General features: G+C 71.4%; 15 protein-coding genes. 12 read left to right on the top strand and 3 right to left on the bottom strand.

The features are described from left to right. The first annotated feature begins 3 nt into the window (after nt 1-3). The 7 genes from ACH4UM_RS16845 (at nt 4) to ACH4UM_RS16875 (ending at nt 8,461) form a co-directional block, all read left to right on the top strand. Nucleotides 4-1,164, top strand: coding sequence for an acyl-CoA dehydrogenase family protein (locus ACH4UM_RS16845; protein WP_398179065.1), 1,161 nt, complete (start codon nt 4-6; stop codon nt 1,162-1,164). Between the two features lie 160 nt (nt 1,165-1,324). Beyond that, a complete protein-coding gene (locus ACH4UM_RS16850; protein ID WP_398179068.1) occupies nt 1,325-2,374 on the top strand; it encodes an ABC transporter substrate-binding protein in 1,050 nt (349 codons plus the stop codon). Nucleotides 2,375-2,422: 48 nt separating this feature from the next. Beyond that, on the top strand, nt 2,423-3,256 hold the full coding sequence (locus ACH4UM_RS16855) for a siderophore-interacting protein (RefSeq protein ID WP_398179071.1): 834 nt from the start codon (nt 2,423-2,425) through the stop codon (nt 3,254-3,256). 184 nt (nt 3,257-3,440) lie between these two features. Continuing rightward, the gene (desA, locus tag ACH4UM_RS16860) at nt 3,441-4,883 is read left to right on the top strand and encodes a lysine decarboxylase DesA (RefSeq protein WP_398179074.1); all 1,443 of its coding nucleotides are present in this window, start codon (nt 3,441-3,443) and stop codon (nt 4,881-4,883) included. Then, entirely contained in the window at nt 4,867-6,156 is a 1,290-nt protein-coding gene (locus ACH4UM_RS16865; RefSeq protein ID WP_398179077.1) for a lysine N(6)-hydroxylase/L-ornithine N(5)-oxygenase family protein, read from the top strand. Before desA ends, ACH4UM_RS16865 begins: the two co-directional genes overlap by 17 nt. Continuing rightward, nucleotides 6,153-6,686, top strand: coding sequence for a GNAT family N-acetyltransferase (locus ACH4UM_RS16870; RefSeq protein ID WP_398179080.1), 534 nt, complete (start codon nt 6,153-6,155; stop codon nt 6,684-6,686). Before ACH4UM_RS16865 ends, ACH4UM_RS16870 begins: the two co-directional genes overlap by 4 nt. Next, the gene (locus ACH4UM_RS16875; RefSeq protein WP_398179083.1) at nt 6,683-8,461 is read left to right on the top strand and encodes an IucA/IucC family protein; all 1,779 of its coding nucleotides are present in this window, start codon (nt 6,683-6,685) and stop codon (nt 8,459-8,461) included. The genes ACH4UM_RS16870 and ACH4UM_RS16875 overlap by 4 nt, the downstream gene beginning before the upstream one ends. Before the next feature lie 72 nt (nt 8,462-8,533). Here ACH4UM_RS16875 and ACH4UM_RS16880 read toward each other — a convergent pair whose 3' ends face one another. After that, nucleotides 8,534-10,153 carry a beta-N-acetylhexosaminidase gene (locus ACH4UM_RS16880; RefSeq protein WP_398179086.1) on the bottom strand — a complete coding sequence of 540 codons (1,620 nt, stop codon included), beginning with the start codon at nt 10,151-10,153 and terminating at the stop codon, nt 8,534-8,536. Nucleotides 10,154-10,249: 96 nt separating this feature from the next. Between ACH4UM_RS16880 and ACH4UM_RS16885 the strand changes: the two genes are divergently transcribed. The 3 genes from ACH4UM_RS16885 (at nt 10,250) to glmS (ending at nt 13,523) form a co-directional block, all read left to right on the top strand. After that, entirely contained in the window at nt 10,250-11,203 is a 954-nt protein-coding gene (locus ACH4UM_RS16885) for a DUF4429 domain-containing protein (protein ID WP_398179089.1), read from the top strand. Between the two features lie 175 nt (nt 11,204-11,378). After that, entirely contained in the window at nt 11,379-11,636 is a 258-nt protein-coding gene (locus tag ACH4UM_RS16890) for a hypothetical protein (protein ID WP_313748401.1), read from the top strand. 69 nt (nt 11,637-11,705) lie between these two features. Next, nucleotides 11,706-13,523 (top strand): glutamine--fructose-6-phosphate transaminase (isomerizing), encoded by a 1,818-nt coding sequence (glmS, locus tag ACH4UM_RS16895; RefSeq protein WP_398179092.1) that lies wholly within the window; start codon nt 11,706-11,708, stop codon nt 13,521-13,523. Nucleotides 13,524-13,709: 186 nt separating this feature from the next. Here the strand turns inward: glmS and ACH4UM_RS16900 are convergent, their stop codons facing one another. Further along, on the bottom strand, nt 13,710-14,273 hold the full coding sequence (locus ACH4UM_RS16900) for a GPR1/FUN34/YaaH family transporter (RefSeq protein ID WP_398179095.1): 564 nt from the start codon (nt 14,271-14,273) through the stop codon (nt 13,710-13,712). A gap of 140 nt (nt 14,274-14,413) precedes the next feature. Then, entirely contained in the window at nt 14,414-14,941 is a 528-nt protein-coding gene (locus tag ACH4UM_RS16905; RefSeq protein WP_398179098.1) for a universal stress protein, read from the bottom strand. A 532-nt stretch (nt 14,942-15,473) separates the two neighbouring features. On the opposite strand from ACH4UM_RS16905, the gene ACH4UM_RS16910 reads away from it, so the two are divergent. Together ACH4UM_RS16910 and ACH4UM_RS16915 are read left to right on the top strand one after the other, a co-directional pair. Then, nucleotides 15,474-15,737, top strand: a complete 264-nt coding sequence (locus tag ACH4UM_RS16910; RefSeq protein ID WP_398179584.1) for a hypothetical protein — start codon at nt 15,474-15,476, stop codon at nt 15,735-15,737. A 377-nt stretch (nt 15,738-16,114) separates the two neighbouring features. Continuing rightward, nucleotides 16,115-17,326, top strand: coding sequence for a helix-turn-helix domain-containing protein (locus tag ACH4UM_RS16915; RefSeq protein ID WP_398179101.1), 1,212 nt, complete (start codon nt 16,115-16,117; stop codon nt 17,324-17,326). Nucleotides 17,327-17,501 lie beyond the last annotated feature (175 nt).

Raw genomic sequence — 17,501 nt, forward strand, 5'->3', positions numbered from 1 at the left:
ACGATGAACCACCGTCTGACCCCCGAGCTGGAGGAACTCCGCCGTACGGTGGAGGACTTCGCCCACGACGTCGTGGCGCCCAAGATCGGCGACTTCTACGAGCGGCACGAGTTCCCGTACGAGATCGTGCGCGAGATGGGCCGCATGGGCCTGTTCGGGCTGCCGTTCCCGGAGGAGTACGGCGGCATGGGCGGCGACTACCTGGCCCTGGGCATCGCGCTGGAGGAGCTCGCCCGGGTGGACTCCTCGGTCGCGATCACCCTGGAGGCCGGGGTCTCCCTCGGCGCCATGCCGCTGCACCTGTTCGGCACCGAGGAGCAGAAGCGCGAGTGGCTGCCCCGGCTGTGCGCCGGCGAGATGCTGGGCGCGTTCGGCCTGACGGAGCCGGACGGCGGCTCCGACGCGGGCGCCACCCGTACGACGGCCCGCCTGGACCCGGACACCGACGAGTGGGTGATCAACGGCACCAAGTGCTTCATCACCAACTCGGGCACGGACATCACCGGCCTGGTCACGGTGACGGCGGTGACCGGCCGCAAGTCCGACGGCAGCCCGCAGATCTCCGCGATCATCGTCCCCTCCGGCACCCCCGGCTTCACGGTGGCGCCCGCCTACTCGAAGGTCGGCTGGAACGCCTCCGACACCCGTGAGCTGTCCTTCTCCGACGTCCGCGTACCGGCGGGCAACCTGCTGGGCGAGGAGGGCCGCGGCTACGCGCAGTTCCTGCGCATCCTCGACGAGGGACGTATCGCCATCGCGGCGCTCGCCACCGGCCTGGCCCAGGGCTGCGTGGACGAGTCGGTGAAGTACGCCAAGGAGCGCCACGCCTTCGGCAGGCCCATCGGCGCCAACCAGGCCATCCAGTTCAAGATCGCCGACATGGAGATGAAGGCCCACACGGCCCGTCTGGCCTGGCGCGACGCGGCCTACCGCCTGGTGGCCGGTGAGCCCTTCAAGAAGGAGGCGGCCGTCGCGAAGCTCTACTCCTCGACGATCGCCGTCGACAACGCCCGCGACGCCACCCAGATCCACGGCGGCTACGGCTTCATGAACGAGTACCCGGTCGCCCGCATGTGGCGTGACTCCAAGATCCTCGAAATCGGCGAGGGCACGAGCGAGGTCCAGCGGATGCTGATCGCCCGGGAGCTGGGGCTGACGAGCTGACGAGCTGGCCACCGCACGGCACGACTGACAACCGAACAGCGCACGGGCCGCCGAACGGCACGGGCGCGGCGCCCACCCACTGGACAGAAGCTGAGGTTAGGCTAACCTAACTTCAACCTGTCCGGCGGGCGCTCCGCCCCGTTCGAAAGCAGCCATACCCATGCCCAACGCCCGTGCCACACACCTTTCCCGCCGCGGCGTCCTCGCCGCGGGCGGCGCCCTCGGCCTCGGTGCCGCGCTCGCAGCCTGCGGCGACGGCGACGCGAAAAACGGTGGGCCGGGCAGCGGGACGGCGGCGGCGAGGTCCGGCCCCTGGTCCTTCAAGGACGACCGCGGGCAGACGGCCAGGGCCGGCAGGGCGCCCTCCGGCATCGTCGCCTTCGTCGGCGTCGCCGCCGCGCTGTACGACTACGGCGTCCAGGCCAAGGGGGTGTTCGGACCGACGAGGACCAAGGACGGCAAGGCCGACGTCCAGGCCGGCGACATGGACGTCAGCAAGGTGACGGTCCTCGGCAACGAGTGGGGCCAGTTCAACATCGAGAAGTACGCCTCCCTCGCCCCGGACGTCCTCATCTCCACGATGTTCGACGCCGCCGGCACCCTCTGGTACGTCCCGGAGGAGTCGAGGAAGAAGATCCTCGCCGTGGGCGCCCCGAGCGTGGGCATCTCCGTCTACGACCGGCAGCTGACCGAGCCGCTGCAGCGCATGCTCGCGCTCGCCAAGTCGCTCGGCGGGGACGTGACCTCCGGCAGGGTCGCACGGGCCAGGAAGCGGTTCGAGGACGCGGCCGCCCGGCTGCGCGCCGCCGCCAGGGCCAAGCCGGACATCAAGGTGCTGGCCGGCTCCGCCGGCCAGGACCTGTTCTACGTCTCCGGCACCGACCTCTCCGTCGACCTGGAGTACTTCAAGGCCCTCGGCGTGCACTTCCTCGAGCCCCCGCAGAGCGCCAAGAAGCAGGGCGGCGGCTGGTACGAGTCGCTGAGCTGGGAGAACGTCGACAAGTACACGGCGGACATCATCATGATGGACAACCGCACCTCGGCGATCCAGCCCGCCGACATCACCGAGGGCACCTGGAAGAGGCTCCCCGCCGTCAGGGCCGGCCAGGTCATCGCCCGCAACCCCGAGCCGATCCTGTCCTACGACAAGTGCGCCCCGCTCCTCGAGGACCTCGCGAAGGCCATCGAGAGGGCGAAGAAGGTCTCCTGACCCGCTCCCCCGCACCACACGCCCCCTGACGCGAACTCAGGAGCACATATGACGACGGCCGTGGCCGCCCCGTTCCGCTTCTTCTCCCTGCAGGTCGTACGGACGAGGCGGCTCGGCCCGTCACTCGTCCGGGTCACCTTCTCCGGCCCCGGCCTGCGCGCCTTCCGCTCCCACGGACGCGACCAGTCCCTCTCCCTCTTCCTGCCGCACCCCGGCCAGCCGGAGCCTGTCGTACCGGTCGGGCTCGGCGACGGCTGGTGGCAGGGCTGGCGCGAACTCCCCGAGGGCGTAAGGGCGGTGATGCGCTCGTACACCCTGCGGGCACTGCGCCGGGACCCCGATGAGATCGACATCGACTTCGCCCTGCACACTCCCGCCGGACCCGCCGCCCGCTGGGCGGCCCGCGCCATCCCCGGCGACCGAGTGCTGCTGATCGGCCCGGCGGTCGGGGACAACCGGGCGATCCGCTTCCGTCCGCCCGGGGACACCGACCTGGTGGTGATGTGGGGCGACGAGACGGCCGTACCCGCCGCCACCGCGATCCTGGAGTCCCTGCCTGCCGGCCGGCGGGTGCGCGCCTGGCTGGAGGTACGGCACCCCGGCGACATCCAGGACGTGGCGACCGAGGCGGACGCCGAGGTCACCTGGCTGGTGACGGGCGAAAGCCGCTCCGGACGGTCCCCCATGGCCCTCGGCGCCCTGCGCACCGCCCAGCTCCCGCCCTGCGCACACCCCTACGTCTGGATCGCGGGCGAGTCCGGGTGCGTCAAGGCACTGCGGCGGCACTTCGTCGGCGAGCGCGGGATCGACAGGCGGCGTGTCACCTTCGTCGGCTACTGGCGCCACGGCCTGAGCGAGGAGGAGCTGCGCGCGCGGGAGTGAGGGCGGCACGGCGAGCGGCGCCGGCGCCGGAACCGGCAGGCGAGTGACGCCGGCCACCGGAGGGCGCCCCCCTGCACTTGAAGTTAGGTTAGGCTAACCTAAGTCAATGCCGCGGGAGCCCGCGCCCCTCATCCCGTCAGCTCGCCCCGCACGGACCGTCCCCACCCACCCGGAGGACCCCCACATGCGCTCACACCTGCTCAATGACCTGACCGCGGAGCACTACCGCCGCTCCGTGACCGAAGGAGTCGAGCGGGTGGCCGCCAAACTCGCCGCCACCGACCGTCCGTTCACCGGCGTCACGGCCGACGCCCTCGCTCACCGCATCGAGCGGATCGACCTCGACCGGCCGCTGCACGACACGGCGGCGGCCCTCGACGAACTGGAGGAGGTCTACCTCCAGGACGCGGTCTACTTCCACCACCCCCGCTACGTCGCCCACCTCAACTGCCCGGTCGTCATCCCGGCGGTGCTCGGCGAGGCCATCCTGTCCGCCGTCAACTCCTCCCTCGACACCTGGGACCAGTCGGCCGGGGGCACCCTGATCGAGCGCAGGCTCATCGACTGGACGGCCGCCCGCATCGGCCTCGGCCCCGCCGCCGACGGGGTGTTCACCTCCGGCGGCACCCAGTCCAACCTCCAGGCGCTGCTGCTGGCCCGCGAGGAGGCCAAGACCGACGACCTGGCGAGGCTGCGCGTCTTCGCCTCCGAGGCCGGCCACTTCAGCGTGCGGAAGTCGGCGAAACTGCTGGGCCTGGGCCCCGAGTCGGTCGTCGCGGTCCCCGTCGACCACGACAAGCGCATGCGGACGGTCTCGCTCGCCCACGAGCTGGAGCGCTGCCGCCGCGACGGACTGGTCCCCATGGCGGTGGTCGCCACCGCCGGCACCACCGACTTCGGCTCCATCGACCCGCTGCCCGGGATCGCCGAGCTGTGCGCCCGGTCCGGCGCGTGGCTGCACGTCGACGCGGCCTACGGCTGCGGACTGCTGGCCTCCCCCACCCGGCGCCACCTGCTCACCGGCATCGAGCGCGCCGACTCCGTCACCGTCGACTACCACAAGTCCTTCTTCCAGCCGGTGAGTTCCTCGGCCGTGCTGGTCCGGGACGCCTCGACCCTGCGTCACGCCACCTACCACGCGGAGTACCTCAACCCCCGCCGCACGGTCCAGGAGCGCATCCCCAACCAGGTCGACAAGTCCCTGCAGACCACCCGCCGCTTCGACGCCCTCAAGCTGTGGATGACCCTGCGCGTGATGGGTGCCGACGGCATCGGCCGGCTCTTCGACGAGGTGTGCGACCTGGCACGGGAGGGCTGGCGGATGCTCGCCGCCGACCCGCGCTTCGACGTCGTCGCCGAACCGGCCCTGTCCACTCTGGTCTTCCGCTGCGTCCCGGCGGCCGTCACCGATCCGGCCGAGCTCGACCGCGCCAACCTCCACGCCCGCAAGGCCCTGTTCGCCTCCGGCGACGCGGTGGTCGCGGGCACCACGGTCGGCGGCCGCCACTACCTGAAGTTCACCCTGCTCAATCCCGAGACCCGGGCGGCCGACCTCGCCGCCGTCCTCGATCTGATCGCCGGCCACGCCGAGCAGTACCTGGGAGAGTCCCTTGACCGCGCGTCCTGAAGCCCAAGCCGTGAACGAGACCCACGACTTCGTGGGGATCGGGCTCGGCCCCTTCAACCTCGGCCTCGCCTGCCTGACCGAGCCCATCGCCGAGCTGAACGGCGTCTTCCTGGAGTCCAAGCCCGGCTTCGAATGGCACGCGGGCATGTTCCTCGACGGGGCCCACCTGCAGACCCCGTTCCTGTCGGACCTGGTCACCCTGGCCGACCCGACCTCGCCGTACTCCTTCCTCAACTACCTGAAGGAGCGGGGCCGGCTGTACTCGTTCTACATCCGCGAGAACTTCTACCCGCTCCGGGCCGAGTACGACGACTACTGCCGCTGGGCTGCGGCCAGGCTGACCGGCGTCCGCTTCGGCACGACGGTCACCGAGGTGACGTACGACGAGGCGGACGAGCTGTACGCGGTGCGGACGCACACCGGAGCCACGTACCGCGCCCGCCGTCTGGTCCTGGGCACCGGCACGCCGCCCCACCTTCCCGAGGCCTGCCGCGGACTTTCCGGCGACTTCCTGCACAACTCCCGCTACCTGGAGCACAGGGCCGGACTCCGGCGCAAGAAGTCGATCACGCTGGTCGGCAGCGGCCAGTCCGCCGCCGAGATCTACTACGACCTGCTCGGCGAGATCGACGTCCACGGCTACCAGCTGAACTGGGTGACCCGCTCCCCGCGCTTCTTCCCGCTGGAATACACCAAGCTCACCCTCGAAATGACCTCCCCGGAGTACATCGACTACTACCACGCGCTGCCGGAGCCCACCCGCTACCGCCTCACCGAGCAGCACAAGGGCCTGTTCAAGGGAATCGACGGCGACCTGATCGACGCGATCTTCGACCTGCTCTACCGGAAGAACCTCGACGGCCCGGTCCCCACCCGGCTGATCACCAACTCCTCGCTGAACGGCGCCTCCTGCACCGACGGCACGTACACCCTCTCCTTCCGCCAGGAGGAGCAGGGAAAGGACTTCGAGCTGCGCAGTGAGGGCCTGGTCCTGGCCACCGGCTACAGGTACACCGAACCGGAGTTCCTCAGGCCCGTCCGCGACCGCCTGCGCTACGACTCGCACGGCAACCACGACATCGGCCGCAACTACGCCATCGACGTCACCGGCCGGGGCGTCTTCCTGCAGAACGCCGGCGTCCACGCGCACGGCGTCACGTCCCCGGACCTGGGCATGGGCCCGTACCGGAACTCGTGCATCATCCGCGAGCTGCTCGGCACCGAGTACTACCCGGTCGAGAAGACGATCGCATTCCAGGAGTTCGCGGTATGAGCAGCATGACGTTCACGTTCCGCCCGCTCGACCCCCCGAGGGACGCCGGGCTGCTGCACGGCTGGGTCACCCGTCCCAAGGCGGCGTTCTGGATGATGCGGGACGCGACACCGCAGGACGTCGAGCGCGCCTACCTGGAGATCGCGGCCGACGAGCACCACCACGCGCTCCTCGGGCTGCACGAGGGCGTCCCCGCCTTCCTGATGGAGAAGTACGACCCGGCCCACCGCGAACTGGCCGGGCTGTACGAGCCGCGGCCGGGTGACGTCGGCATGCACTTCCTGGTCGCCCCGGCCGGCACACCCGTGCACGGGTTCACCCGGGCCGTGATCACCGCCGTGATGCGGCACCTGTTCGAGGATCCGGCGGCACGGCGGGTCGTGGTGGAGCCCGATGTGCGCAACAAGGCGGTGCACGCGCTGAACGCGGCCGTCGGGTTCGTACCGGAGCGCGAGATCGACAAGCCGGAGAAGAGGGCGTTGCTGAGCTTCTGCACCAGGGAGCAGTTCGAGAGGGCGGTGGGCGCATGACTCCCGCCGACGCCGTCTCCCACCTCTCCCCCGAGCGCTGGGAGGCCGCCGGCCGCCTCCTCGTACGCAAGGCACTCGCCGAGTTCGCGCACGAGCGGCTGATCAGGCCCGAGGCGGACGGGGACGGATACGTCGTCCGCAGCGACGACGGACTCACCCGGTACCACTTCACCGCCGTGCGCCGCGCCCTCGACCACTGGCAGGTGGACCCCGAGTCCATCACCCGCCATCGCGAGGGCGACCGCGACGGCCGGCTCCCGCTCGCCGCGCTGGACTTCTTCGTCGAGTTCAGGACGTCCCTGGGCCTGAGCGACGAGATCCTGCCGGTCTATCTGGAGGAGGTCTCCTCCACCCTCGCCGGGATCTGCTACAAGCTCACCAAGCCCCAGGTCACCTCGGCGGAGCTGGCCCGCGGCGGCTTCCAGCAGATCGAGACCTCCATGACCGAGGGCCACCCGTGCTTCGTCGCCAACAACGGGCGGCTCGGCTTCGGGGCCCACGAGTACCTGTCGTACGCCCCCGAGACCGCGAGCCCCGTCCGGCTGGTGTGGCTGGCCGCGCACCGCTCACGGGCGGCGTTCACGGCGGGGGCCGGCATCGAGTACGAGTCCTTCGTGCGGGCCGAGCTGGGCGAGGCCGCCGTCGAGCGGTTCGGGGAGCGACTGCGCGGGCAGGGGCTCGACCCCGCCGACTACCTCCTCGTCCCCGTGCACCCCTGGCAGTGGTGGAACAAGCTCACCGTCACCTTCGCCGCCGAGATGGCCCGCCGGCACCTGGTCTGCCTGGGTGAGGGCGACGACGAGTACCTGGCCCAGCAGTCCATCCGGACCTTCTTCAACACCTCCCACCCGCACAAGCACTATGTGAAGACGGCTCTCTCCGTCCTCAACATGGGCTTCATGCGCGGGCTCTCGGCCGCCTACATGGAGGCGACCCCGGCCATCAACGACTGGCTGGCCCACCTCGTCGGCAACGACCCGGTGCTGAGGTCGGCGGGCCTGACGATCATCCGGGAACGGGCGGCCGTCGGCTACCGGCACCTGGAGTTCGAGGCGGCGACGGACCGCCACTCGCCGTACCGCAAGATGCTGGCCGCGCTGTGGCGGGAGAGCCCGGTGCCCTCGCTGCGGGAGGGCGAGTCCCTGGCCACCATGGCCTCGCTGCTCCATGTGGACCACCTGGGCGCGTCCTTCGCCGGTGCCCTCGTCAGGAGCTCGGGCCTGCCCCCGCAGGAGTGGCTGCGGCGGTATCTGCGCGCCTATCTCACGCCGCTGCTGCACAGCTTCTACGCCTACGGCCTGGTCTTCATGCCGCACGGCGAGAACGTGATCCTCGTCCTGAAGGACGGCGTGGTGCGGCGCGCGGTGTTCAAGGACATCGCCGAGGAGATCGCGGTGACGGACCCGGACACCGTGCTGCCGCCCGAGGTGCGGCGCATCCGGGTCGAGGTCCCCGAGGAGCAGCGGCTGCTGTCCATCTTCACGGACGTCTTCGACTGCTTCTTCCGCTTCCTGGCCGCCGGCCTGGCCGCCGAGGGAATCCTGGCGGAGGGCGGCTTCTGGCGGACGGTCGCCGAGGTCGTGCGCGAGTACCAGGAGTCCGTGCCCGAACTCGCCGGGAGGTTCCGGCGGTACGACATGTTCGCCCCCGAGTTCGCGCTGTCCTGCCTCAACCGGCTCCAGCTGCGCGACAACAGGCAGATGGTGGACCTGGCGGACCCCTCCGGCGCACTGCAGCTGGTGGGCACCCTGCCCAACCCCATCGCGGGGCTGTAGGGCCCACGGGCCGGGCAGACGGGCGGGCACCCCGGAGTACGGTCCTCCGGGGTGCCCGTCGGCGTCCGGCGCCTACCGGGCGGGCCAGGGCACCTGCGGCGACCGGTAGTACCCGATCCCCAGCGCGTCCCAGCGCGGCGCCTGCGCCGCGAGCCGCAACCGGTAGGTGTCCCAGTCGTGCGTGGCCGCCGGCGACCAGCCGAGCTCGGCGGCGCCCGGCAGCCTGGGGAAGGCCATGTAGTCGATGTGGGCTGAGGTGGACAGGGTCTCAGACCACAGCGGGGCCTCGACACCCCGGACGGCGGACGCGGGCGCGCCCGCCAGATAGCTGCCCGGGTCCCAGTCGTAGGACCGTCTCACCTCGACGTAGCCCGCCCAGGCGAGCCCCAGCGGGGTGTCCTTGGTGTACTTCATGTCGAGGTAGACCCGGTCGGCCGGGGACAGGATCAGCCCGGTGCCGTTCTGCGCGGCCCGCGCGACCTGGGCCTTCTCGGCCGCGCTGGTGGAGTCCAGGCCCCAGTACTGGGCGAGGGCGCCCTTGGCCGGGGTGGCGCCGGTCAGCTGGTGCCAGCCGATCACCGTCTTGCCGTGGCGGGTGACGATCGGCTGCACCCGGTCCATGAACTTCACGTAGTCGTCGTGGCTGGTGGAGTGCGCCTCGTCGCCGCCGATGTGGAGGTAGCCGCCGGGGGTCATGGCGGCGAGCTCACGCACGACGTCGTCCACGAACTCGTAGGTGACCTCCTTGGGCACGCACAGCGAGCTGAAGCCGACGTTGGTGCCGGTGTAGAGGGGTGGTGCCACGCCGTCGCAGTTCAGCCCGGCGTAGGAGGCGAGGGCCGCGTTGGTGTGGCCGGGCATGTCGATCTCGGGGACGATCTCCAGGTAGCGGGAGGCGGCGTAGCGGATGATCTCCTTGTAGTCGGCCTTGGTGTAGTAGCCGCCCCTGCCGCCGCCGACCTCGGTGGAGCCGCCGTAGGTGGCCAGACGCGGCCAGGAGTCGATGGCGATGCGCCAGCCCTGGTCGTCGCTGAGGTGCAGATGCAGCTTGTTGATCTTGTAGAGGGCGAGCTCGTCGATGTACCGCTCGACCTGCGCGACGGTGAAGAAGTGCCGGGAGACGTCGAGCATGGCGCCCCGGTAGCCGTAGCGCGGCCTGTCCTGGACGGTGCCGCCCGCGACCGGCCAGGGACCGGGCTGCACGGACTTCTTCTCCACGGCGGCGGGCAGCAGCTGACGCAGCGTCTGCACACCGTGGAAGAGGCCGGCGGGCTCCCGGGCGGTGATCGTCACCCCGTTCCCGCCGCTGTCGAGGCGGTAGCCCTCGGCGCCGAACGCGCCCTTGGTGAGCCGCAGCCGGATGCCCGCGTGGCCGTACGTGGTCAGGGGCAGCCGGTAACCGGTCGAGGGGCGGAGGAGGTCCGCGAGGTACTCCCCGATCCGGCGCGCCTCCCCGGAGCCGTCGACGCGGATGCGGGTGCCGGGGGTGATGCGGTAGGGGGTTCCGCCCGCCGTGACGGAGGCGGGCGCGGGGACGACCTGGCCCAGCGGGGTCGCGGCCGGCGCGTGCCGCACGGGTGCCGCGCCCACGGCGAAGGCCCCGGCCGCGGCCACCAGCAGCAGCGAACCCAGGGCGCGGGTCACCCGGGTCGTACGAGGATTGCGGGGAGTCGTTCTGTGGTGCCGTGTCACATGCGCTCCCTTCACACTCGGATCGGGATCGGAGCCAGTCATTGCGCCCCGAGGGTATAGACCACTCTCTCGCAGGAGCGGTGAAACAATCCCCCCATGGCGGAAATCATCCAGAAGGACGGCACGTGGGCATTCGACGGCGATGCCCTGCGACTGACCCCGGGACGGGACCGGAACGTCGGTCTGCTGCGCCGGACCCTGGGTGAACTCGTGGTCCCGCTGGCGGCGTTGGCGGGCGTCTCGTTCGAGCAGGGGAGGAAGGCGGGGCGGCTCAGGCTGCGGCTGCGCGACGGCGCCGACCCGCTGCTGCTCGCCACCGGCGGGCGGCTGACCGAGCCCAACGACCCCTACCAGCTGCTCGTGGAGTCCGACCGCTACGGCGTCGCCGAGTACTTCGTGGAGGAGGTCCGGGGCGCCCTGCTGCTGGACCAGGTCCCGCCGGACCCGGTGACGGAGTATCTGCTGCCCGGCCCGTCCGTGCCGCTGTCGGTGTCCGCCGGGGACGGCACGGCGAGCATCGACGGCGAGTGCGTGCGCCTGGAGTGGAACTGGAAGACGGAGGACGCCAAGGCCGCCGCCGGCGCCCGTACGGTCCCGCTCGCCGACATCGCCGCGGTGGAGTGGCTGCCCGCCGCCGGGCTGGAGAACGGCCATCTGCGCCTCACCGTGCGGAACGCGCCCACCCAGGCCCCGCCCAAGTACGACCCGAACGCGGTGGAGCTGTGGGGCTTCAAGAAGGACCCGCTGATGGCGCTGGTCGCGGCAGCGGTGCAGGCACGGCTGCCGCATCCGTCCGGGCCCGGCGCCGGGGCGCCGCGCACCGAGACCGTACACACGGAGGCCGTGCCGGAGGCCGTGCCCGGGGCCGCGGGGCCACCGGAGCCCGGGGCGCCGGGGCGGCTCGCGCCCGCGCCCGCGGCCGCGACCGCCGAGGACGAGCACGACGCGCTGCTGCGGCGGCTGCGGGAGCTGGGCGAGCTGCACCGCACCGGGGTGCTGACCGACGACGAGTTCAGCATGGCCAAGCAGGCGGTCCTCAAGCGGATGTGAGCGCCCCCACAGGCAACCTTGCCGCCCAGGGCTCAGGCGTTCGAACGAGTGAGACGGCCCGAGGGGTGACCCGCATCGATGCCACGCCGCCCCGGCGCAAGCACACTAACAGACGCTTGCCCGAAATCGGGCAGGATTCTTGCGAAAGTGTCGCCGTTACCCCAGGATCTACCGGGTGCACGACGAACTTGTTGATCATCTGACGCGGTCCACCCCCCTGAACCGGGGCGAGGCGCTGCGGGTGATCCAGGACGTGCTCGCCTACTTCGACGAGACGACCGAGGAGTTCGTCCGTCGCCGCCACCGCGAACTGCAGGCCCAGGGCCTGGTGAACGCGGAGATCTTCGAACGGATCGGGGCGGACCTGAAGTACCGCGCGGTGGCGCCGCCGGAGCTCTCCCTCCGGCAGCTGCGCCGCATCGTCTACGGCTGACAGCCCGCCGGCCGGACGGCCGCCGCAGAAGCCGGCGGCACCATCAACTCGGGAACAAAAGGGACTTATATGTGCGGAATCGTCGGATACATCGGGAAGCGTGACGTCGCGCCGCTGCTCCTGGAGGGCCTGCAGCGCCTGGAGTACCGCGGCTACGACTCCGCGGGCATCGTCGTCACCTCGCCGAGGACGGCCGGCCTGAAGATGGTCAAGGCCAAGGGCCGGGTCCGCGACCTGGAGGCCAAGGTCCCGGCACGCTTCAAGGGCACCACCGGCATCGCCCACACCCGCTGGGCCACCCACGGCGCCCCCTCCGACGCGAACGCCCACCCGCACATGTCGGCCGACAACACTGTCGCCGTCGTGCACAACGGCATCATCGACAACGCCGCCGACCTGCGCCGCAAGCTGGAGGCGGACGGCGTCGAGTTCCTCTCCGAGACCGACACCGAGGTGCTCACCCACCTCGTCGCCCGCTCCCAGGCCGAGACGCTGGAGGAGAAGGTCCGCGCGGCCGTCCGCATGGTCGAGGGCACCTACGGCATCGCGGTCCTGCACGCCGACTTCCCCGACCGCATCGTCGTGGCCCGCAACGGCTCCCCGGTCGTGCTCGGCATCGGCGAGAAGGAGATGTTCGTCGCCTCCGACATCGCCGCGCTGGTCACCCACACCCGGCAGATAGTCACGCTCGACGACGGTGAGATGGCCACCCTGAAGGCCGACGACTTCCGCACCTACACCACCGAGGGCACCCGGACCACCGCCGAGCCGACCACCGTCGAGTGGGAGGCCGCCTCCTACGACATGGGCGGCCACGACACCTACATGCACAAGGAGATCCACGAGCAGGCCGAGGCCGTGGACCGGGTGCTGCGGGGCCGGATCGACGACCGGTTCGCCACCGTGCACCTCGGCGGCATCAACCTCGACGCCCGGGAGGCGCGCGCGGTGCGCCGGGTGAAGATCCTCGGCTGCGGCACCTCGTACCACGCCGGAATGATCGGCGCCCAGATGATCGAGGAGCTGGCCCGCATCCCCGCCGATGCCGAGCCCGCCTCCGAGTTCCGGTACCGCAACGCGGTCGTGGACCCCGACACGCTGTACATCGCGGTCTCGCAGTCCGGTGAGACGTACGACGTGCTGGCCGCCGTGCAGGAGCTCAAGCGCAAGGGCGCGCGGGTGCTGGGCGTCGTCAACGTGGTCGGCTCGGCGATCGCCCGCGAGGCGGACGGCGGCATCTACGTGCACGCGGGCCCCGAGGTGTGCGTGGTGTCCACCAAGTGCTTCACCAACACCACGGTCGCCTTCGCGCTGCTCGCGCTGCACCTGGGCCGCATCCGCGACCTGTCGGTGCGCAACGGCAGGCGGATCATCGAGGGGCTGCGCAAGCTGCCCGAGCAGATCTCCGAGATCATGAAGCAGGAGGAGGAGATCAAGAAGCTGGCCGAGAGCTACGCCGACGCCCGCTCGATGCTCTTCATCGGCCGGGTGCGGGGCTACCCGGTGGCCCGTGAGGCCTCCCTGAAGCTCAAGGAGGTCTCCTACATCCACGCCGAGGCCTACCCGGCCTCCGAGCTCAAGCACGGCCCGCTGGCGCTCATCGAGCCCGCCCTGCCGACGGTCGCGATCGTGCCGGACGACGACCTGCTGGAGAAGAACCGCGCGGCCATGGAGGAGATCAAGGCCCGCAGCGGCAAGATCCTGGCCGTCGCCCACCAGGAGCAGGAGAAGGCCGACCAGACGATCGTCGTGCCGAAGAACGAGGACGAGCTGGACCCGATCCTGATGGGCATTCCGCTGCAACTCCTCGCCTACCACACGGCGCTGGCGCTGGGCCGGGACATCGACAAGCCGCGGAACCTGGCCAAGTCGGTGACGGTGGAGTAGCAACTGCCGTGCCACCGACGGCAGCCGCCCCGCCGGGGACGGCAACCGCCCCTCCTCGGAGGGCAACCGCCTGGACGGCAACCGTCCCGCCGTGGACGTGACATGAACGACCCCCTGTGTGCCACCCGCACAGGGGGTCGTTCCTTCAGGGCCCGGGGCCGCCCAAACCCCGGCCCGGCGCCTGCCTCAGCCGGTGGCCGTCACACCCCGGCCGGCGGCGCGTCGCGGAAGGGCCGTGGGCCAGTGCGCGAGGGCCGCGGTCGCCGCGTACCAGGCCACCGCCCCGGCCGCCACGGCGAACCAGCCGCCCACCTTCGCCAGACTGGCGTGGCCGGCGAAGCGCGCGATGGCGAGCAGGAGCAGGGAGACGAAGAACAGCCCGTAGGTGCCCTGACCGAGCACGTCGCCGCCCGCGAGGGTCAGAGTGAGGGCCACCAGGGCGAACAGGAGCAGGAACAGTCCCGCGCCGTTGCCGGAGATCTGGTTGCCGGCCGAGACGGCCCAGGTGAACCACAGGGCACCGAGCGCGGAGAAGGCCGTACCGGTCGCGGTGTCGCGCTCGTGCAGGGACAGCAGTCCGGTGACGAACAGCGCGACGCCGCCCACGTAGTGAGCGAGTGTCACCGCGTCGTTGGCCGTGACGCCGTTGATGACCCTGGTGTATCCGAGGCCGAAGGCCAACAGGGTGATGCCCAGGGCGAGTCGGCCGACGATGGTCGTGGTGCTTCCCGCGGAGACGTCGTTGTCCACGGCGGGCTCCCTTCGTGCATGTGCAGTTGTGCGGTGACCGGTATATGCCCTTCACAAAGGCACAAACACCTCTACGCGCCAGTAGGTTCGCGCTGGGAAACCCGCGGTCGCGGAAGGGGGCCCGCCGGGGTGGACGACGGCTAGGGAATGACCACGACCGGCCGCTGCGCCCGCTTGGCGAGCCGGCCGGCGACCGAGCCGAAGATGCGGCCTACGATGCCGTGCGTGGAGCCGACGACGATGGCGTCCGCCTCGTACTCCTTGCCGACCTCTTCGAGTTCGTGGCAGATGTCGCCACCGCGCTCGACCAGGATCCAGGGCACCTCGGCGAGGTACTCGGCGCAGGCGAGCTCCAGCCCGAGGACCTCCGTGCGGTGGTCGGGCACGTCCACGAAGACCGGGGGCTCACAGCCCGCCCACACCGTGGTGGGCAGCCGGTTGGCGACGTGCACGATGATCAGCCCCGAGCTGGAGCGGTGCGCCATGCCGATCGCGTAGGCGAGGGCGCGCTCACTGGAGGTCGATCCGTCGAAGCCGACGACGACGCCGTGCTTGAACGCCGGATCGCAGGAATGGCGTGGCTCTTGCGCCGCCAGGGCATCGGCCGCCGTGGGGTCGGCGACCGGCCGCTTGCGGTCCGCGGGTTCGAAGAATTCGTGACCGGCCATGGCTGTCTCGGCGTTGTGATCCTTTGTCGGGGACGACAGTGTGCGGCGGAGCTTAGGAGCTGTGTCCGGGAATCATCTTCCCGTCCCCATACCCCCAAGGGTACGGCGGCACGCCTCCTTCGCCCAGATCCCGCGCACTCTCCGTGGCGGTTCACCGGAGCATGCACGAGCGACGCCCGTAACGCAATGGTTGCTGCCCCGTACAGGCGGTTTGCACGGGATTCACTTACCGCGACCGGCCGATCGCCCTTCCCTCGGGGCGCCACGGGAGGGCCACGGGCGGCCATACCGGTGTCGCACAGTGACCGGTGGATCGAACAGGCGTTGAACACGGTGAACCACCGCCGGCCGCCGTAGGGAGCACGCCGTGTCCGGACGCCGTACCGCCTCCGGGCGACGCAAGTCGTCGCCCCCCGCGCCCGACGCGGCGGCCGGAGGCGGAAGCGCTCCCGAGGGCGGAGGCGGAAGCGCTCCGGGGGCCGGGGCCGGGGGTGCTCCGGGGGCCGGCGCGGGAACGGACTGCGCGAGCGACGTGGTCCGCTGGGCGGCCTTCAGCTGCGTCCTGGTCCCCGTGGTCCTGCTCTGGTACGGCACCTCGCTGGCCGGCGCCACCGGCACCGCCCTGGGCCTGGCGGCCGTCACCGCGGTCTGCCGCGTCCTGCTGCGCCAGTCCGAGCGCGGGGCGGCCCGGCTGCGCGCCGAGGAGCGCGCCCCGCACCGCGGCCGCCACCACCGGACGGGCACGGGTGCCCACCGGGGCGGCCGCCACCCGGGGGGAACGACACCGGTCGGCTGACCGGTTTCCGCGCACGCGCCCGTATCTTTTCAGCCAACTTCTCGAAGTCGCGCATCCCCCGCCCGAAGTACCCCCCAACCCCCGTTCGACCTGCACCGAAAGGGTCTCAGGGCGCCTGCGCACCCTACGGGGATTGGCCACTGCCACGAGGCGCACTTCCCTGCACGCTCCCCGAGTGCAACGCTTCGTGATCGAATGCTTCACGCCAAGTTGCCATGTCGACAATGTGCCGGGTGGCGAACTGGTCACCGTGGCACGGCGGGACACAGTAGATTCGATCTTGACGTCTTACGGCGGGGGACTCGTGCAGGACCGAGGGGAAACGTGCAGGAGCGACACAACCGAGGAGCCGCGACCACCGAGGGGGGCTTAGCAGTATGAGCCACGACTCCACTGCCGCGCCGGAAACCGCGGCCCGGAAGCTTTCCGGGCGACGCCGCAAGGAGATCGTCGCGGTGCTGCTGTTCAGCGGCGGCCCCATTTTCGAGAGTTCCATACCACTTTCGGTGTTCGGGATTGACCGCCAGGACGCCGGAGTGCCGCGCTACCGCCTGCTCGTGGCGGCCGGCGAGGACGGCCCGCTGCGGACCACAGGGGGCCTGGAACTCACCGCGCCACACGGCCTGGAGGCGATCTCGCGCGCGGGCACGGTCGTCGTGCCCGCATGGCGCTCGATCACCTCCCCACCGCCGGAGGACGCGCTCGACGCGCTGCGCCGGGCGCACGAAGAGGGCGCCAGAATCGTGGGCCTGTGCACCGGGGCCTTCGTACTGGCCGCGGCCGGCCTGCTGGACGGCCGTCCGGCGACGACCCACTGGATGTACGCGCCGACGCTGGCCAAGCGCTACCCGTCGGTGCACGTCGATCCGAGAGAGCTGTTCGTCGACGACGGCGACGTGCTGACGTCGGCGGGCACGGCGGCCGGGATCGACCTGTGCCTGCACATCGTGCGCACGGACCACGGCAACGAGGCGGCGGGCGCGCTGGCCCGGCGGCTGGTGGTCCCGCCCCGCCGGAGCGGAGGCCAGGAACGCTACCTGGACAGGTCTTTACCGGAGGAGATCGGCGCCGACCCGCTCGCGGAGGTCGTCGCCTGGGCGCTGGAACACCTCCACGAGCAGTTCGACGTGGAGACGCTGGCCGCGCGGGCGTACATGAGCCGGCGTACGTTCGACCGCCGCTTCCGCTCGCTCACCGGCAGCGCGCCGCTGCAGTGGCTGATCACCCAGCGGGTGCTGCAGGCGCAGCGGCTGCTGGAGACGTCGGACTACTCGGTGGACGAGGTGGCGGGACGCTGCGGCTTCCGCTCCCCCGTGGCGCTGCGCGGGCACTTCCGGCGGCAGCTGGGCTCGTCCCCGGCCGCGTACCGGGCGGCGTACCGGGCGCGCAGGCCGCAGAGCGAGCGGCCGTCGGAGGGAGACGGACCGGCGGGGACCGGCGCCACGCCGGCGCCGGCCGGGCCGCTCGGCCTGCCGGGGCCCGCGTCTCCGGCGCCGTCCCTGCACCCCGAGGGCTCGGTGCCCCACCAGGCCCGCCGCGCCCCGGCGGCCCTGTCGGCCAGCGTGCCGGGGCCACGCAGCGGAGGCTGAAGGCGGGTGGGCGGGCGCCTTGCCCGCCCACCCGGGCCGACTCGGTGGGACCACGGCGGGGCCACGCCCCTGCACCCCGGCGACGAGCCGCTCGTCGCCGGGGCCGCTCGGCTCGCCGCTCGCCGCTCGCCGACAAGGTCACTGCACGGTCGGCTCAGCCCGCGGCGGGTCGCCG

Source organism: Streptomyces sp. NPDC020801, assembly GCF_044334385.1.
In the GTDB taxonomy this organism is placed as follows: Bacteria; Actinomycetota; Actinomycetes; order Streptomycetales; family Streptomycetaceae; genus Streptomyces.